Source organism: Hymenobacter sp. DG25B (assembly GCF_000801315.1).
GTDB lineage: Bacteria > Bacteroidota > Bacteroidia > Cytophagales > Hymenobacteraceae > Hymenobacter.
Map to the genome: position 1 here is coordinate 1070650 of NZ_CP010054.1, position 17592 is coordinate 1088241.

Consider the following 17592-nt stretch of genomic DNA (forward strand, 5'->3'; position numbering starts at 1 on the left):
TAGGCTGTCAGAATAAACCTGACGAACAAAGTTACTCAGGCAGAAAGGCTATCAGCTAAAAGCTAACAGCCAACAGCCTAATTATTGGCCAGCGCGTTCGGGAGGCCAGTTTCTTCCCACGGCAGCGCCGGGCGGTGTACCTGGTTGCGCAGCTCCGAGAGCATAGCATCCACGGCTTCCTGTGTGTCCAGCTGCTCGTAATATTTCTCGCGCACCTGCACAATGGGAGCAAAGCCGCAGGCGGCTAGGCACTCCACTTCTTTTAGGGTAAACAAACCGTCTTCTGACGGGGCGCCACCTACTTTAGCACCGGTGATGCGCTCCAGGTGAGCGGTCAGCTCATCGGAGCCGCGCAGCATGCAGGGACCCGTGCGGCAAATTTCCAGCACGTGCTTGCCTACCGGCTTCAGGTTGAACATGGTGTAGAACGTCGACACCTCGTATACCTCAATCGGAGCCAGGCCCAGTACTTCGGCCACCAGGTCCTGTACTTCGGGGCTTACCCAGCCGCCAAATTCTGCTTGGGCAATGTGCAGCACAGGTAGCAGGGCCGACTTGCGGCGCTCTTCAGGATATTGCTTGCAGATGCGCGCAATTTCGGCCTTCGCAGCTTCAGAAAATTGCGGCTTAGCGGGCGCAGTAGTCGGTTCCATATCAGTCAAATTCAGCAAAAAACTACGCGTCCAGCTCTCCGGCAATAACGTTCATCGAGGACAGGGTCACGATGGCGTCGGAGAGGGTTGAGCCCACCACCATTTCGGGGTAAGCCTGGTAGTAGATAAAGCAAGGGCGGCGGAAATGCAGGCGGTAGGGCGTGCGGCCCCCGTCGGAAACGAGGTAGAAGCCCAGCTCGCCGTTACCGCCTTCCACGGAGTGGTACACTTCACCCACCGGCGCTTCAATCTCACCCATAATGATTTTGAAGTGGTAGATGAGGGCCTCCATATTCTGGTACACGGCCTGCTTGGGCGGCAGGTAGTAATGCGGGGCATCGGCGTGGAAGGGGCCTTCGGGCAGGTTTTCCAGGGCCTGATTAATAATTCGCAGGCTCTGCCAGATTTCCTCGTTGCGCACCAGGAAACGGTCGTAGGTGTCGCCATTGGTGCCCACCGGAATTTCAAAGTCGAAATCCTGATAAGAGGAGTAGGGGTTCATCACCCGCACGTCGTAGTCGACGCCGGCGGCGCGCAGGTTGGGGCCCGTGAAGCCGTAATTCAGCGCCTTTTCCGCCGTGATACCGCCCACGTTCTGAGTGCGGTCCATGAAGATGCGGTTGCGGTTGAACATCTTCTCAAACTCGCGCATTACGGCCGGGAAGGTCTTCAGCCAGTCGCGCAGCTTTTGCAGGGCAACCGGCGTAAAGTCACGCTCCATGCCGCCCACGCGGCCCATATTGGTAGTGAGGCGGGCGCCGCAGATTTCCTCGTAAATCTCATACACCTTCTCGCGCTCCTGAAACACATACAGGAAGCCCGTGAAAGCGCCGGTATCCACGCCCAGAATGGAGTTACAAATTAGGTGGTCGGTGATACGCGCCAGCTCCATCACAATTACGCGCATGTACTGGGCGCGGGTGGGCACCGTAACGCCCAACAGCTTCTCTACAGTCATGTGCCAGCCCATGTTGTTGATGGGCGACGAACAGTAGTTCATGCGGTCCGTCAGGGGCGTAATCTGGTAGAAGGGCCGGCGCTCGGCAATCTTTTCGAAGGCGCGGTGGATGTAGCCGATGGTGGGCACGCCCGAAATAATACGCTCCCCGTCCATCTGCAGAATATTCTGGAAGATGCCGTGGGTAGCGGGGTGCGTGGGGCCCAGGTTCAGCGTGGTCAGCTCCTGGTTGAAGTCGTTGACGGCCGGGTGCATCGGGTTGATGCGGTGGTCCTGCTCCTTCGCCGACTCTACAATTTTATGGGTGCCTTCCAGCGTGTCGTTTACTGCCATGATAAAGGTATCAGGGGCCTAGCGGCCGAAGAAAAGGTCAGTTTTGTCTTCGCGGGTACCATCTTCCAGCGCGTACTCCTTGCGCATGGGGTAGTAGTCCATGTCCTCCACGTTGAGGATGCGAATGAGGTTAGGATGGCCGGGGAACAGAATGCCGTAGAAGTCATAAGCCTCGCGCTCCATCCAGTTGGCCGTGCCGTAGAGGACCGTCATGGTGGGCACCACCGGGTCGGCAATGGGGAAGAAAATCTTCAGACGCAGACGGATGTTGTGTACCAGGCTGTGCAGCATGTACACCATGCCCAGCTCCTCGCCTTCGCGCTCCGGCCAGTGCATGCCGCACATGGTGGTGAGAAAGTTGAGCTGCAATTCCTGATCCTGCTGCAGACCGGCAATGATGTCGTGAATCCGCTCACGCGTGGTGGTCACCGTCAGCATGCCGTAGGGCTCCTCTACATCGGTAAAGGCATCGGCCCCGAACAAGCGGTGCAGCAAAGCCAGCAGCTGCGCGTTTTTCTGCGCGGCCGGGTCCAGTGCCGCGGCAGTTTCCTGGGCAGCGGGGGATTCTTCGTTCTGTTCAGCCATTCTGGTGGAAGAAGCTAGAGGAGAGAAGTGTAACGAGGATCAGGAATGTGCTTCCCGCTCCTCGCAACTGGTTTCCTACTTAATATTATAAGACGCCAGCAGGGCCTGATACTCGGGCGAGTTGCGGCGACGCATTGATTCGTTTTTGGCCAGATCCTGCACACGCATCAGGCCATCCAGCACCTGCTCGGGGCGGGGTGGGCAGCCGGGCACGTACACGTCCACCGGAATAATCCGGTCGATGCCCTGCAGCACGGAGTAGCTATCGAAAATGCCACCCGAGGAGGCGCAGGCACCCATAGCCAGCACCCAGCGGGGCTCGGCCATTTGCTCATATACCTGCTTTACAATGGGAGCCATCTTCTTGGCAATGGTGCCCATCACCATCAGCAGGTCGGCCTGCCGGGGCGAGAACGAAGGACGCTCCGAGCCGAAGCGGGAAATATCGTAGTGTGAGCCCATGGTAGCCATGAACTCGATACCGCAACACGAGGTGGCAAAGGGCAGAGGCCAGAGCGAGTTGGCGCGGGCAATACCCACTACTTTCTCCAGCGAGGTAGCAAAGAAGCCGGCACCTTCAACGCCCTCAGGGGCCTCTACGGTTTTGATTTCAGGAACTCTATTATCCATGAGGAAAGGTCAGTTTAGAAAGCGGGAAACCCCGCATAGCCAACACTGCAGGCGGGCTAAAGGTTGCTACTAACGGGCTTCGTTCCAGCGCAGGACGCCTTTTTTGATAACGTAGGCAAAGCCCGCCATCAGCAAAGCCAGGAATACAATCATTTCGTAGAAGCCGGTTTTGCCCAGCTCCCGGAAGTTCACGGCCCAGGGGTACATGAAGATGACTTCCACATCAAACAGCACAAACAGAATGGCTGTGAGAAAGTACTTCACCGAAATAGGCGTGCGCGCATTGCCCACCGATTCGATACCGCACTCAAAGGCTTCATCCTTCACGCGACTCTTGCGGCGCGGACCGATGAGGTGAGAGGCAATCATGGAAAAAGCCACGAAGGCTATGGCCAACACAAACTGCACGATAATCGGCAGAAAGTCAGAGGGCTGGTAATTGGAGGTTACAGCAAGAAGCATAAGCAGCAACGGGAAAAGGCCGTTCGGGAACGGCATTGGAGGGCAAAGGTAGGGCTTGGAGGGTTGGGAACAAAGGTTATGGCAGGCAGGGTAGGGAATGGCGTATATTTGGGCAAATCAGCAGTTGTAATATGGCACATCTTCAATCCCCACCACGGCGCTATACCGTAGAAGAGTACCAGGCGCTGGAAGAAGTTTCAGAGCAGCGGCACGAGTTTTATGAGGGGGAGGTGTATGCTATATCGGGGGCTTCGGCCACGCACCATACTATCCGGCAGAACTGCGTCATTAGCCTGCGTGCTGCCTTGCGGGGGCGAGGCTGCAAAGTCTATGACGAAGGAATGCAGCTTGCGGTACAGGATGGCCGCTACTACACGTACCCTGATGTACTGGTAACCTGCCACCCGGAGGACGTGAACGAGCAGCGTACCATGCGCCATCCGGTACTCATCATTGAAATCCTCTCGCCCTCCACCGCCGACCACGACCGGAGCTGGAAATTCAATCAGTACAAACAACTCCCTTCTTTGCAGCACTACCTGCTGGTTTCCCAGCACACCTGCCTGGTAGAGTGGTTTCGGCGCGAGGAAAGTGGTGTGTGGTCCTTCACCCCGCTAGGGGAGCTGACGGACACGCTGGAAATCTCGGAGCTGGCCAGCACGCTGCGGGTGCAGGATATTTATGATGAAATAGACATTACGCCGATGCGGGCGCAGCCACCGGCTGAGAATCAATCCAATAAATAGAAAAATACAGAAACAACTCTACTCCTGTAAGAATTTTAGGAAAGAAGATATTGCACTTAGATACTCGACTTGAGTTTGCTCTGATAAAGAATTAGATCTTATGAAATTATTGTAGTCCGTTAAAATTGTGACAGTAGAGGTGTTACGTAGAAAAGTTGTTTTGCCTTTTCTATAAATGAAAAGCCTGCCTTGATCATGCACACTACAGCTGTAGTAGTAAATGCCGTCCGTGAATTCACGCTGCTTAGGGTGTAATACATTGAATACAGGCAGATACGTGAATCGGTCAGGAACGACACCCCAATTCTCCTTCACTTGGGCTTGATACTTTAATTGTAGATATACTGAATGTGGGACTTTTACAGCATAGCTGGCAGGCCAATGGAATGCCTGACCATAACATAGTGACGTGAGAAATAGCAGACTTGCAACCAAAAAGCAGCGTAACATAAAGCAAGTTAAAAGGATAGGTGAACAAGAAAGCCGCCCCAGTAACCCAGAGCGGCTTTTTCTATAAGAAAAGCAAACAGCTTAAAAGCCGCCTTTCGCTACGTTCAGGTCCTCGTGGTTGTCCACGCCCAGGAAGGGGTAGCGGTAATCTACCGGCGGCACGAAGGTTTCCTTGATGGCGCGCGGCGATACCCAGCGGAGCAGGTTCAGCATGGAGCCGGCCTTGTCGTTGGTGCCGGAGGCGCGGGCACCGCCGAAGGGCTGCTGGCCTACCACGGCACCGGTGGGCTTGTCGTTGATGTAGAAGTTGCCAGCGGCGTGCACCAGGCGCTTCGAGGCCAGATCAATGGCGTAGCGGTCCTGGGAGAAGATGGCGCCGGTGAGGGCGTAGGGCGAGGTGCCGTCTACCAGATCCAGCGTCTTCTCGAATTCCTGCGAATCATACACGTACAGTGTGAGCACGGGGCCGAACAGCTCCTCGCACATGGTGATATACTGCGGGTTCTTGGTCACGATAATTGTGGGCTCAATGAAGTAGCCTTTCGACTTGTCGTAGTTGCCGCCTGCAATGATTTCGGCCGAATCATCAGCCTTGGCACCGTCGATGTACTTGGCCAGCTTATCGAACGACTTCTCGTCGATAACGGCGTTGATGAAGTTGGAGAAATCCTCCACATCGCCCATTTTGAACGACTTCAGATCTTCCTGCAGGTAGCCTTTCACCTCATCCCACATGTTGCTGGGGATGTACACACGGGAAGCGGCCGAGCACTTCTGGCCCTGATATTCAAAAGCACCGCGGCTGATGGCCGTAGCTACCTGGCGCGGGTGCGCCGAGTGATGGGCCAGGATGAAATCCTTGCCGCCGGTTTCGCCCACAATGCGGGGGTAGCTCTTGTAGAGGTGAATATTCTGCCCGATGGTTTTCCAGATGTTCTGGAATACGCCGGTGGAGCCGGTGAAGTGGATACCAGCAAAATCGGGATGCGAGAAGATAACATCACCAGCGGTGGGGCCATCCACATACACCAGGTTGATAACGCCATCCGGCACGCCGGCTTCCTTGAACAGCTCCATCAGCACCTGGGCTGAGTAAATCTGGGTGTTGGCGGGCTTCCATACCACCACGTTGCCCATCATGGCTACCGAAGTAGGCAGGTTGCCGGCAATGGAAGTGAAGTTGAAAGGAGTGAGGGCAAACACGAAGCCTTCCAGCGGGCGGTGCTCCAGGCGGTTCCACATACCAGGCAGGCTCTCCGGCTGCTGCTGGTAGATCTGCTGCATGAAGTGCACGTTGAAGCGGAAAAAGTCGATCAACTCGCAAGCAGCGTCAATTTCAGCCTGGAAAGCGTTTTTGCTTTGACCCAGCATGGTAGCCGCGTTTAGGCGGGCGCGGTAAGGGCCGGCTAGCAAATCGGCGGCTTTCAGGAAGATGGCGGCACGGTGCTCCCAGGGCATTTCGGCCCAGTGGGCGCGGGCAGCCAGAGCGGCTTCAATGGCCTGGCCTACGTGGGTTTTGTCGCCCTCATGAAACTGGCCCAGCACGTGCTGGTGGTCGTGGGGCGGGGTAATGTTCTTGGTTTTGCCCGTGCGGATTTCCTTGCCACCAATGTGCATGGGAATGTCGCGCTGCTGCTGCTTCAGCTCTTTCAGAGTCTTGAGCAGCTCCAGGCGCTCCGGCGAGTTGGGCGCGTAGCCTTTTACAGGCTCATTAATCGGGGTGGGAACGTTAAAAAAGCCGTTGGCCATAGCGGTTACTGGTTTTGGGTTGCAGATTTAATGTATGGGTGGGCGGAGCAAAGGTAGAAGAATACTATGTGTCATCCTGAGGCGGCAGCCGAAGGACCTTCTCACCAAAGCACGACTCTCGTAACAACGATTCGTTCTAACTTGAGAAGGTCCTTCGGCTGCCGCCTCAGGATGACAGTTTTTTACAATTTTTTAAGCAAGGCCCGCACCTGCTGCTCTAACTCCTGGCGGGAGGCGGTGTTGTGCAGCACCGCCGTAAACTGGTCATACGTATCCATCACCGTTTCGCTGGGGTGCGAGTCGTCGCGGGTGCCGTCGCCTTGCTGGTGGAGTGGGTCGCCTTCCACGCGCAGCATAATGCCGCCCCGGTCCAGAATGGGCTGGGCTTCGTTGGGGAAGCGCACATCAGGAATGATGACAAACTGGTCTTTAGGCAGGCGGGCGAAAAAGGCCTTTACCCAGATTTCATAGTCCCAGGCGCGCAGGGCGGCGCCCACCTGCTGCAGCATCTCGCCGCGGGTGCGGCCAAAGGCCGGCAGCAGCTCAGTTTTGCCGGTTTGGGTATAGTAGGGCGCGGTGCTTTCGCCGGCCAGCGTGGCGCACACGGCCTTAATAGCATCACCGAAGGACATAATTTGCCAGTTGCGCTCGGGCTGCAGTAGTTGAATGAGGTGCGCCACGGTGTCTTTGCCGCTGCCACGCTTCCCCGAGAGGCCAATGAGGTGTACCATAGCGGGCAAAGGTCGGGAGGAACGGGGCAATAGTTAGCCCTTGCCGGGAAAAGCGTGGTTACAGGATTGTGCGCAGCTCGCTCAGGCAGCTGATTTCGTAGGTTACCTGGTTGAAGTGCCGGCGCTTTTCAGGGTTAAAATACACTTGGTCGATGCCGGCATTGTAGGCGCCCAGCATGTCGCACTCCAGGTTGTCGCCAATCATGATACTCTCAGCAGTAGTGGCGCCGGTGCGCTCCAGGGCGTGCTGGAAGATGCGTGTGTCGGGCTTGAGGTGGCCGCAGCACTCCGAGGTGACTATTTCCTGGAAATAGTCCGTCAGGCGGGAGGCATTCAGCTTGATGTACTGAATATCCTTGAAGCCGTTGGTAATCAGGTGTAGCTCGTAGCCTTTGTCGCGCAGGTAGTCCAGCACCTCGTAGGTGTAGGGAAACACCGCCGACTTCTTGGGCAGGATATCCGTGAACTGCTCAGAGATACCGGCCGGGGAGTCCGCCTCCGTGAGGCCCAGCTTCACGAAGGTGCGCGGGAAGCGGGTGGCGCGCAGCTGCTGCTGCGTGATTTTGTTGTTCTGGTACAGGCGCCACAAGCCGTGGTTGATATCGGAATACACCTGAATGAATTGGTCTACTGAAAACGTGCCGTAGCGCGCCAGATCATGATGGTCATACAGATGGCGCAGCGTTTCGTCGGCGTTGGTTTCGAAGTCCCAGAGCGTATGGTCGAGGTCGAAGAAGAGGTGGCGGTAGGATTTCAAAGCGGATGATGAGGTAATGATGTAACGAAGAAATGAGGCAAAAAGCCCGTCATGTCGAGCGAAGGCGAGACATCTCGCTAGTGTGGTAATTAGTTTGGCAACGTCAGCACGCGAGATGTCTCGCCTTCGCTCGACATGACGGGCAATCAGTCAATTAATAACCGTTTGATAACCTGGCCTTCGCCTAAGTGTTTCTGCACGATTTCGGCGGCGTCTTTGGGCTTTACGTCGCCGTAGAAGGTGCCCTCCGGATAAATAACCAGGGCGGCGCCGGGGCCTTTTTTGCAATGCTTGCACTGGTCCAGGCAGTTGCAGGTCTGCACGCGGTTCCGGCGCTTTTCCCCACCCGCCAGCAGGTTTTTCAGACCTTGCTTTTTCAGCTCGGTTTTCAGCGCTTTGGCCACGTCCCGGCCAATTTCATTTTTCTGGTTGGTACAGACGAATACGTGATGATCGAGCAGCATGGCAGGAAAGGGGAGAGCCAGAGGAAGCCGCGCGCCGGCCAGTTTATGCAGGCGGAGCGCCCGTCCAGCGGCGGTTTTGCAGCTTATACGCGGCCAGCTCCCGGTTAGACCACAGCGTTTGGTACACCTGCTGGTCGTGGAGCAGCTGGGCGTCGCGCTCCAGGTAGCCCAGCAGTTGCTGCATCAGCTCCAGCACCTCGTCCTTGAGGTAGTAAAACACCCAGTTATCGAGGCGTCGGAAGCTGACGAGCCCCGCATTTTTTAAAAACAATAATTGACGGGATGTCTTAGTTTGAGTGAAGTCCAACACCTGTTCCAGGTCGGAAATGCACATTTCCTGGTTGCGCCAGAGCAAATGCAGGATGCGGACGCGGCTTTCGTCGCCCAGGGCTTTAAATATTGGGAGGCCAAATGCAACGGTAAAGTGTTTTAGGCGCATCTTTTGTAAAAGCAGCAGGGAAGAACCAGTGGCCGGGGGCGCCACAAATTTACGCTAAACCGGCCGGCTCCCCCCAAATCCACCGTATACTTGTAGTCTGTAATGCCTTGTATGTCTGTTGTAGTTCGATATAAATTCCTTTTCACGGCGCTGGTGCTGCTGGTGTGGGCCACTTGCTCATCAACCGTGCAGGCCCAGGGCCAGCGGCGCGTGGTGCAGTTTACGGGTATTGTAGCCACCGGCGACTCCCTGCTGGGCGTGCCCGGCGCTACTGTGATGGTGCCCCAGGCCGGGCGCGGCACCGCCACCAATGCCTACGGCTACTTCTCCCTGCCCGTGCTGGCCGGTGATAGTATCGTGATTCGCTCCCTGGGCTACCGCAACCAGTGGGTGGTTATTCCGCCCGACTACCCGCGCCAGAGCTACTCCGTTATTGTGCAGCTGAAGGAAGATGCCACCATGCTGCCGGAGGTGCGCATTTTCCCCTACGTGACGGAGCGGGACTTTAAAAAGGCTTTCCTGGCCCTGCGCCTGCCTACCGAGCGGGGCTCCCGCACTGCTGAAAACCTCAACGAGGAAATCATGAAGCGCATTTTCAACAATGCCCCCGTTACCAGCATGGGCAACTATCGCCAAACCATGCAGCAGCAGCAGTTTGAGCGCGACCGGCGCATGGGTATCGGCCCCTCGGTGCAGGCCAACAACCCGCTCCTCAATCCCTTCAGCTGGCTGCAGCTCATTAAACAGGTGAAAGATGGTGAGTTCAAGAAGAAAGAAGGCGTCGATTATTAAGCGGCGGGCCTGATAGGAGCCTGATAAATATAGAACGTCATGCTGAGCGTAGTCGAAGCATCTCGCGTGCTGAGGTTGTGGTGCTAACCATTTACCACACTAGCGAGATGCTTCGACTACGCTCAGCATGACGTTCTTGATTTGATACCAGGCAACCCCCGAAGCGTTTTCCCGGTAAAGCCAGTGTTTGTTCTAACTGTATTTGTGCTTTATGGATACCAACCTTCCGGTTTCTAAAAATCCGCGGGTAGTGATTGTGGGTTGTGGCTTTGCCGGCCTGCGCCTGGCCAAAGAATTGCGCCATGCTCCCGTGCAGGTGGTGGTTATCGATCGTAATAACTATCATAATTTCCAGCCCCTGCTCTATCAGGTAGCAACTGGTGCTCTGGAGGCTGATAGCATTGCCTATCCCATCCGGAAAATATTTGCGGGTCAGGAGAATTTCTTCTACCGCATGGCCGATGTGCAGCGCGTAGAGCCCGAGCGCAATACGGTGGTGACCCACATCGGCGACATTCGCTACGACTACCTGGTGCTGGCCACCGGCTCGCTCACCAATTTCTTTGGTATTGAGAGCCTGGAGCGCAATGCCATGCAAATCAAGAGCATTCCCAATGCCCTGAATCTGCGCAGCTTTATCTTCCAGAATTTTGAAAAAGCCTTGCTCACGGAAAACCCCGAGGAGCGCCAGGCCCTGATGAATATTGTGGTGGTGGGCGGCGGCCCTACGGGCGTGGAAATCAGCGGGTCTCTGGCCGAGATGCGCAAGCACGTGCTGCCCAAAGACTACCCCGAGCTGGATTTGCGCCAGATGCAGATTATTCTGGTAGAAGCCGGTGCCGAACTACTGGGACCCATGTCTAAAAAGTCGCAGGAGGATGCCTTGCGCTACATGCAGGACCTGGGCGTGCAGGTGCGGCTGAACACGGCTATTAAGCGCTACGAAAACTGCCGCGCTTATTATTCGGATACTGAGTTTATTCCTACCGAAAACCTGATTTGGGCGGCCGGGGTGAACGGCGCCGCCATACCCGGCCTGCCGCCCGAAATTGTGGCCCGCAACAAGCGCATCAATGTGAACCAGTGGAACCGCGTGGAGGGCTTCGAGAATGTCTTTGCTATTGGCGACGTGGCCAATATGGTGACGGAGGAAATGCCCCGCGGCCTGCCCATGCTGGCGCCTGTGGCCCAGCAGCAGGCCGAATTGCTGGCTAAAAACCTGGTGCGCATTCTGCAGGGACAAACGCCCGAGAACTTTAAATACCTGAACAAAGGCGTAATGGCCATTGTAAGCCGCAATAAAGCCGTGGTAGACCTGCCCAAGGACGTGCACTTCAATGGCTTCTTTGGCTGGCTTACCTGGCTATTTGTGCACCTGATGACCTTGGTGGGCTTCCGTAATAAAATCGTAGCCTTTATTGACTGGGCCTTCAGCTACTTCAACTCCGACCAGGCTCTGCGCCTCATTATCCGGCCCTTCAGCCGCCGCGACGTGAAAGACGACCGGGGCAAAAAAGCCGCAGAGCACCAGACCGCCACCGCGGAGTATATTCCCACCCCGCCCGCCATCCAAACCCCGGCGGGGTAGATAGCATGGTTATAACGCCAGGCTTGCCCAATAAATAAGGCCGTCCTGTCGAGCAAAGCCGAGACATCTCGCGTGCTGATGTTGCCATGGTAACTGTCATGCTGAGCTTGTCGAAGCATCTCTACCGCTTCGTAAGAGTTTACTACACTACCAAGATGCTTCGACTCCGCTCAGCATGACGTTCTTTGTTTTATTCGTTCGTTTCCTAACAACATCAGCACGCGAGATGTCTCGGCTTTGCTCGACAGGACGGCCTGTTTTTGTGCAGCTAAGTTGCAGAAATCAGGACCTGCATTAAGGTGGCTACCTGCGCCGTAAGAGCCACCGGGCTATCCGTGAGGAGCAGGCGGGTGTCGATGCCGACGCAGGTGGCGCCGGCTTCCCGCCATTCTGTGAGTACCGGCACGGTAGGCTGAATGCCGCCCGTAGCCATGATAGGCATTATGGGCATAGAGCCGCGCAGGGCTTTCAGGTATGCCGGGGTAAGCAGGGCCGCCGGAAACAGTTTCACCAGGGCCGCGCCCAGCTGTTGTGCCTGGTAAACCTCGTTCAGCGTCATGGCGCCGGGCAGCCAGGCCAGGTCGTGGCGCTGGCACACGGCTGCTACTTCCGCGTTGATGATGGGTTGGATGATGAAATCGGCCCCGGCCTGAATGAACCGCTCGGCTTCTTCGGCCGTGAAAATGGTACCGGCCCCCAGGAGCAGATCGGGGTATTCGGCTTCAACAAAGCGCTGTAGATCCGCGAAGATGGCAAAGGCGTTGGGCCCGCGGTTGGTAAACTCAAACAGCCGGACACCGCCCTCGTAGCAGGCCTGCAATACCTGGCGGGCATACCCGGCTTCGGCGTGGTAGAAAACGGGAATCAGCGGGGTGCTTTGCGCTTGCGCGATGGTAAAGGAGCGGGTAAATCGGGCCATAAGTAAATGCAATAACAAGTCAGGCCCGCTTCCTTATTCGCTAAGCAGCAGGGCCCGGTAACCAGCCCTGCGTACGGCTATTTCTGACATTTGGCAGGCCCCACGGTGAGTTGGGGAACATCGTAACTCTGATAAATAGCCTGACACGGACGAGCCGCCGCATCTGCATCGGTAGCTGATTGCAGACTGAAAACGAAGGTGTCACCGGCCTTCAGAGTATCAGCAAGCGGGGAGTAAGTGCCGAATACGTTGGTATATACCGTGTCCTGATACGTAATGCTCTGGCCTACCGTGGTTTCCTCCAGCAGCTGAATGAGCAGGCCATTACAACTCCGGCCAATTACCCGGCCGCGGGCACAATCCAGCTGCAGATTAACGTTTTCTTCCTTGCAGCTACTGATCAGGCTCAGCGCCAATAAGCTGGCTACCGTGGCCAGAAATAACCTATGCATAAAACGGGGAGGCTAGGGGATATGCTGCAAGGAGCCCGGACCCGCTAAAATGGTTGCAGGCATACGAGCTACAACGCATACTCGCTCAGGGCCCGGTACACGTCATGGATGCTTTTATCGTCGCGGAAGGTTTTGAGAATGGGCTCCGTCTGCCCGCGCACCCAGATTTTCAGCTCCGATTCAATATCAAAGTGCCCGGTAGTTTCCATGCTGAACTGGGTGATGCTGCGGTAGGGGATGCTTAGCAGCTCCGCTTTCTTGCCCGTTATGCCCTGCTTGTCTACCATAATCAGGCGCTTGTTGGTAAATACAAGTTGGTCCCGGATAAGCACGTAGGCCCGCTCCACCCGCTCGGTAGAGGCCAGCACCTTTGTCAGTTCATTCTGTAGTTCCTGCGCATCTTTCTCCGATGCATTTCCGAGTAAGCCGTCGAGTAGTCCCATGTGAAACGGGTGTTAATAGGTAAGTGAAATACTAAAATGCCCTGAAGAGTACGGCCAGCAACACAAAAGGTGCTAAAATCACAAGGGCAGGAAGAACCAGATTCAGAATTGATCTTCCCATTGTAAATCCTTGAACCAGGGATATCCCCTGAACCAAAATAACCAAGGTCCAGATACCCAAAACGACTTCGCATAGGCCATAGAAAACCCACATGATTTGGTAGGAAATGGATTGATGTACCAGTTGGCTTTTAAATACATCATCCCCAAATATTGCCAGTGCCGGTACTACCAGCACAAGCGAAAAAATAGCGGGAAGGAGTGACCACGCAAGTACTGTTTTAAGCACAGACAAAGTGGCCTGGCCATTGAGCCATTTCCCGGTAACGCTCAACAGCCATGCATAGAGATAATAGGAAAGCCAGCCAAACAAACCCCCAGCCAGAATAGCTGAAAACAGTACTGATGGGGTCGACATTTTATCGCCCATATCTTTCAGCGAAGCCCGATCAATAGCTCTGTCAATACCCCCAAGGCATAATAAAACAGGAACATATTTCTCCGGAGAATATTGCAGGATGTACTGTAGCGTGTGCTTTGGTTTAAACCAAATCTGTGTTAGTGGATTGATTTTCCGGACTTCTATAGATTCCATGAGTGCTATATGCTTTTAGAAGAGTAGCTGCTGTAAATCTAGTACAAATAAAGTAGCGTAGGACCTGAATTCAGCCCAATATGAAAGGCCTTTTAAGTCCTGAAAATCAGCAAACAAAAAAGCCAGCCGCAATAGCGGCTGGCTTTTTTGTTTGCTGATCATTGCAGCTACTAATTGCTGCCTCCGGTGCTGCTGCCGGTTGATTTCTTCTCCGTCTGCTGCATAGCGTTCTGCATGGGGTTCGGCTGCGTACGCTGCTGCTGATCAAACAGCTCAAAGCGCGACGGTGCGTTCCGGTGCGGGAAGGCATTGTTGGAAAGGTCCGTATCGGCGGTTTCCAGGAAGGGGTCCAGCACGAAGCTTACTACGGGCTTCTCGGTGATGAACACCTTGGTTACCTGGGCGTTGTTCTTGCGCCAGATTTCGGCCGGAATATTCACTACTTCCTGCTTGCCGTCCTCGTAGGTCATCTGCACGATAACCGGCATGGTGAGGCCACCCAGGTTTTTCAGGCTTACCTCGTAGAAGTGCAGGCCACCGGCCAAGCGTTTCTGCTGCTCGGGCGTGAGCTTGGCCACGTAGTCCTGGTAGCGCTTCTTGTCGGCCTCGGTGGTAGCCAGCGGGTCATACTGGTTGTAGAAGTCCTTCAGCTCGGGCTTCTCATCCACCAGGGTGCGCTTGATGTCCTGCAGGTTGCGCTGCTCCGACAGGGTTTTGGGCGAGGCGTTCAGCTGCTCGCGCTTGCGGGCGTTTTCAATTTCCGGGTTTTTGGAGTCTACGGTGTACCACTTCACGCCCTCAATGCTGAGGTCAGTGTAGTCGGTGGTGTAGAACCAGCCGCGCCAGAACCAGTCCAGGTCGGTGCCGGAGGCGTCTTCCATGGTGCGGAAGAAATCGGCGGGTTCGGGGTGCTTGTAGGCCCAGCGGCGGGCGTATTCCTTAAAGGCGTAGTCGAAAAGCTGACGGCCCAGAATAGTCTCGCGCAGAATGTTCAGGCCGGTAGCGGGCTTGGCGTAGGCGTTCGGCCCAAACTGCAGTACCGATTCCGAGTTGGTCATAATCGGGGTCTGCACGTTTTTGCCGGTGCGCATGTAGTCCACAATCAGCTTGGGCTCGCCGCGGCGCGAGGGGTAGTCACGCTCCCATTCCTGCTCCGTGAGGTACTGCACAAAGGTGTTCAGGCCTTCGTCCATCCACGTCCACTGGCGCTCATCGGAGTTGATGATCATGGGGAAGAAGTTGTGACCCACTTCGTGGATAATCACCGAAATCATTCCGTATTTCCGCTCGGCAGAGTAAGTGCCGTCTTTCTCGGGGCGGCCGCCGTTGAAGCACAGCATGGGGTATTCCATGCCGCCCACCGGACCGTGTACCGAAATAGCTACCGGGTACTCGTAGTCGATGGTGTACTTGGAGTAGGTTTTGATGGTGTGGGCCACCACTTCCGTAGAGTATTTGCCCCACAGCGGGTTGCCCTCTTTGGGGTAGTAGCTCATGCACATCACGGGCTTGCCGGCCTGCTTAATCTGCATGGCATCCCAGATGAATTTGCGGGACGAAGCCCAGGCAAAGTCACGAACGTTTTTGGCGGCGTAGGTCCAGGTTTTGGTGCCTTTGGCGCGCTTCTGCTCTGCCTGCTCCGCTTCCTGCTGGCTCACGATGAGCACGGGCGTTTTGGCGTTTTTAGCCTTCTCCAGGCGCTGGCGCTGGGTGGCCGTCAGGACTTCGCCGGGGTTTTGCAGCACGCCGGTGGCGCCCACCACGTGGTCGGCGGGGGCCGTAATGCTCACGCGGTAGTCACCGAAGGGCAGGGCAAACTCACCATTGCCTAGAAACTGCTTGTGCTGCCAGCCCTGAAAGTCGGAGTACACCGCCATGCGGGGGTAGAACTGGGCAATTTCGTAGAGGTAGTTCTTGTCCTCGGGGAAAAACTCGTAGCCGGAGCGCTGATTGATTTTCAGCTGGTCGTTGATGTTATAGCTCCACTTGATGCTGAACGTCACGTTCTGCTTGGGCCGCAGGGGCGTGGGCAGGTCAATGCGCATCATGGTATGGTTGATGACGTGGGGCAGGGCTTTGCCGCCTTTCAGCTTCACTTCTGAAATCTTGAAGCCGCCTTCAAAATCAGAGTTCATCAGGTACTCCAGCCCGCGGAACGACATTTTATCCGACAGCTGGCCTACCTCCGTAGACTGCGTGATGGAGTTTTTGTCCAGGATGTTCTGGTCCAGCTGCACCCACAGGTAGGTGAGAACATCGGGCGAGAGGTTGGTGTAGGTGATATCCTCGGAGCCCGTGATGGACTGCTTCTCATCATCCAGCTTCACCTGAATGTTGTAGTCGGCGCGCTGCTGCCAGTACTGGCTGCCGGGGGCACCGGAGGCCGTGCGGTACATATTGGGAGTGGGCAGCTCCGTGCCCAGCTGGGCAAATTTATCGGTGCCGGAGTTGGTGGACTGGGCAGCCAAAGGGCCAGCTACCAGCACCGCCACACCAGCCGTAAGGAAGAAATGTTTCAGCATGAAAACAGGGGTGAAACGAAAAGCAAAAGACAGAAAACCAAAGCTACGAAATGACAATGCGAAATAAGACACTTTTGGGCCGATAACGTTGCATCATAATAGGAGCCCTTATAAAGGTTGCACTTTAACCCGCCTTACACGTGCTGCAGCAATAAAACAGCGGCAATGCCGGCGGCGGCCCCGCTTACAACCAGCAGCCAGTCGCGGCGCGCCACGCGCAGAGCCCGCAGTACTATAAAGCCCAGTATCAGAATGAAAGACACAATCAGCAGCTGCCCAAGTTCCACGCCCACATTGAAAGCCAGCAGCTCCAGCACCGGCCGGCTCTGGTGGCCCAGCAGCTCGCGCAGGTAGCTGGAAAACCCCAGGCCATGAATCAGTCCGAAGCTGGCGGCCAGGGCGTTAGCCAGTGTGAGGACGATGGGTGCCCGCGGGTTTAGGCGCTGCCCGGCCTGCCGCAGATTTACCAGGCAGGTGAGGATAATGGTAATGGGAATCAGAATTTCAATCAGGGCCGGGCTGTACTGCACAAACCCCAGCGTGGCCAGCGCCAGCGTAAGGGAGTGGCCCAGCGTGAAGCTGGTGACCAGCGCCACCACGCGCCGCCAGTCCTGCAACACATAGGGCGCGCACAGCGCCAGCAGGAACACCAGGTGGTCGTAGGCCTGCAGATTGAAGATGTGGAAGAAGCCGAGCTGGAGGTAGGTCTGAAAAACGGACGACATGCGGCAAAGCTAGGGAGGGGAGTCGGAACTGCTATATTACTGCCGCAAGTGTATGTATCCTATTTCCCCGTTATGCTCAGACTATTGCTTATTTTCGGATTGCTTACCGGTATAGCTCATCCCTCCTGGTCGCAAACTTCTGACGATTCTCTCCTCCACAATGCCCGGCCGGCAGCTGCCGCCGCAAACTATACCCACGCTGATACCCTGCGCGCCATTCAGGCTATTTATCGGAAACACCGCCGCAGCGCGAGAATAATGCTGGGTTTAACTCCTGTGCTTGCCGCTGGAGCATCTATTCTGGGTCGCGAGTTTGGGTAGCTGATGATGACACACTACCTGTTATAGGAATCTTTGTGGGAGCACTAGGCACTGGTGCCCTTACTTATGCCGCTCTAAACACTTACGCCAGAAACTCGCGGGGTAGCGAGCGGGACATAGTGTTGCTCTACGAGCAGAAACATCAGTTGCCCCGGCGTATTCAACGTCAGTTATCCGGGCAGCTGGCTAAACGGCCCTAAGTTCTGCGATAAACAACT

The 17592-nt window shown here is 55.7% G+C and carries 19 protein-coding genes; 3 read left to right on the plus strand and 16 right to left on the minus strand.

The genetic code is table 11. From position 1 onward, the window contains the following. Window positions 1-77: 77 nt before the first annotated feature. The 5 genes from PK28_RS04600 to PK28_RS04620 form a co-directional block, all read right to left on the minus strand. The gene (locus PK28_RS04600) at window positions 78-653 is read right to left on the minus strand and encodes an NADH-quinone oxidoreductase subunit NuoE family protein (protein ID WP_044511885.1); all 576 of its coding nucleotides are present in this window, start codon (window positions 651-653) and stop codon (window positions 78-80) included. Window positions 654-675: 22 nt separating this feature from the next. Then, complete coding sequence (gene nuoD, locus PK28_RS04605) at window positions 676-1866, minus strand: NADH dehydrogenase (quinone) subunit D (RefSeq protein ID WP_044516265.1); 1191 nt, start codon at window positions 1864-1866, stop codon at window positions 676-678. A gap of 96 nt (window positions 1867-1962) precedes the next feature. After that, window positions 1963-2529 carry an NADH-quinone oxidoreductase subunit C gene (locus PK28_RS04610; protein ID WP_082016961.1) on the minus strand — a complete coding sequence of 189 codons (567 nt, stop codon included), beginning with the start codon at window positions 2527-2529 and terminating at the stop codon, window positions 1963-1965. A gap of 75 nt (window positions 2530-2604) precedes the next feature. Beyond that, window positions 2605-3159 carry an NADH-quinone oxidoreductase subunit B gene (locus PK28_RS04615; RefSeq protein ID WP_044511887.1) on the minus strand — a complete coding sequence of 185 codons (555 nt, stop codon included), beginning with the start codon at window positions 3157-3159 and terminating at the stop codon, window positions 2605-2607. A gap of 69 nt (window positions 3160-3228) precedes the next feature. Further along, on the minus strand, window positions 3229-3621 hold the full coding sequence (locus tag PK28_RS04620; RefSeq protein WP_044511890.1) for an NADH-quinone oxidoreductase subunit A: 393 nt from the start codon (window positions 3619-3621) through the stop codon (window positions 3229-3231). A 131-nt stretch (window positions 3622-3752) separates the two neighbouring features. Between PK28_RS04620 and PK28_RS04625 the strand changes: the two genes are divergently transcribed. Next, complete coding sequence (locus PK28_RS04625) at window positions 3753-4367, plus strand: Uma2 family endonuclease (protein WP_044511893.1); 615 nt, start codon at window positions 3753-3755, stop codon at window positions 4365-4367. A 531-nt stretch (window positions 4368-4898) separates the two neighbouring features. Here PK28_RS04625 and pruA read toward each other — a convergent pair. From pruA to PK28_RS04650, 5 genes are all read right to left on the minus strand, one after another. Continuing rightward, complete coding sequence (gene pruA / locus PK28_RS04630; RefSeq protein ID WP_044511895.1) at window positions 4899-6566, minus strand: L-glutamate gamma-semialdehyde dehydrogenase; 1668 nt, start codon at window positions 6564-6566, stop codon at window positions 4899-4901. Window positions 6567-6748: 182 nt separating this feature from the next. Further along, complete coding sequence (locus tag PK28_RS04635) at window positions 6749-7297, minus strand: nucleoside/nucleotide kinase family protein (RefSeq protein ID WP_044511897.1); 549 nt, start codon at window positions 7295-7297, stop codon at window positions 6749-6751. A 58-nt stretch (window positions 7298-7355) separates the two neighbouring features. Further along, the gene (locus tag PK28_RS04640) at window positions 7356-8054 is read right to left on the minus strand and encodes a YjjG family noncanonical pyrimidine nucleotidase (protein WP_044511899.1); all 699 of its coding nucleotides are present in this window, start codon (window positions 8052-8054) and stop codon (window positions 7356-7358) included. A gap of 146 nt (window positions 8055-8200) precedes the next feature. Further along, window positions 8201-8518 (minus strand): (2Fe-2S) ferredoxin domain-containing protein, encoded by a 318-nt coding sequence (locus PK28_RS04645; protein WP_044511902.1) that lies wholly within the window; start codon window positions 8516-8518, stop codon window positions 8201-8203. Between the two features lie 43 nt (window positions 8519-8561). After that, window positions 8562-8957, minus strand: a complete 396-nt coding sequence (locus tag PK28_RS04650) for a metalloregulator ArsR/SmtB family transcription factor (RefSeq protein WP_044511904.1) — start codon at window positions 8955-8957, stop codon at window positions 8562-8564. 111 nt (window positions 8958-9068) lie between these two features. On the opposite strand from PK28_RS04650, the gene PK28_RS04655 reads away from it, so the two are divergent. Both PK28_RS04655 and PK28_RS04660 read left to right on the plus strand, forming a co-directional pair. Beyond that, the gene (locus PK28_RS04655; protein WP_048825593.1) at window positions 9069-9749 is read left to right on the plus strand and encodes a carboxypeptidase-like regulatory domain-containing protein; all 681 of its coding nucleotides are present in this window, start codon (window positions 9069-9071) and stop codon (window positions 9747-9749) included. Between the two features lie 211 nt (window positions 9750-9960). Next, on the plus strand, window positions 9961-11337 hold the full coding sequence (locus tag PK28_RS04660) for an NAD(P)/FAD-dependent oxidoreductase (protein WP_044511908.1): 1377 nt from the start codon (window positions 9961-9963) through the stop codon (window positions 11335-11337). Window positions 11338-11605: 268 nt separating this feature from the next. Here PK28_RS04660 and PK28_RS04665 read toward each other — a convergent pair whose 3' ends face one another. The 6 genes from PK28_RS04665 to PK28_RS04690 all read right to left on the minus strand — a co-directional run bounded on the left by PK28_RS04665 (window position 11606) and on the right by PK28_RS04690 (window position 17053). Then, on the minus strand, window positions 11606-12256 hold the full coding sequence (locus PK28_RS04665; RefSeq protein WP_044511911.1) for a beta/alpha barrel domain-containing protein: 651 nt from the start codon (window positions 12254-12256) through the stop codon (window positions 11606-11608). 77 nt (window positions 12257-12333) lie between these two features. Then, entirely contained in the window at window positions 12334-12708 is a 375-nt protein-coding gene (locus PK28_RS04670; protein WP_044511913.1) for a hypothetical protein, read from the minus strand. A gap of 68 nt (window positions 12709-12776) precedes the next feature. After that, window positions 12777-13151, minus strand: a complete 375-nt coding sequence (locus PK28_RS04675; RefSeq protein ID WP_044511915.1) for a PH domain-containing protein — start codon at window positions 13149-13151, stop codon at window positions 12777-12779. 31 nt (window positions 13152-13182) lie between these two features. After that, window positions 13183-13806: a YIP1 family protein gene (locus tag PK28_RS04680; RefSeq protein WP_044511918.1), complete on the minus strand. Its 624-nt coding sequence runs from the start codon at window positions 13804-13806 to the stop codon at window positions 13183-13185. Window positions 13807-13976: 170 nt separating this feature from the next. Then, on the minus strand, window positions 13977-16328 hold the full coding sequence (locus PK28_RS04685) for a M1 family metallopeptidase (RefSeq protein ID WP_044511920.1): 2352 nt from the start codon (window positions 16326-16328) through the stop codon (window positions 13977-13979). Window positions 16329-16462: 134 nt separating this feature from the next. Further along, window positions 16463-17053, minus strand: coding sequence for a HupE/UreJ family protein (locus tag PK28_RS04690; protein WP_044511922.1), 591 nt, complete (start codon window positions 17051-17053; stop codon window positions 16463-16465). Window positions 17054-17592: the final 539 nt, after the last annotated feature.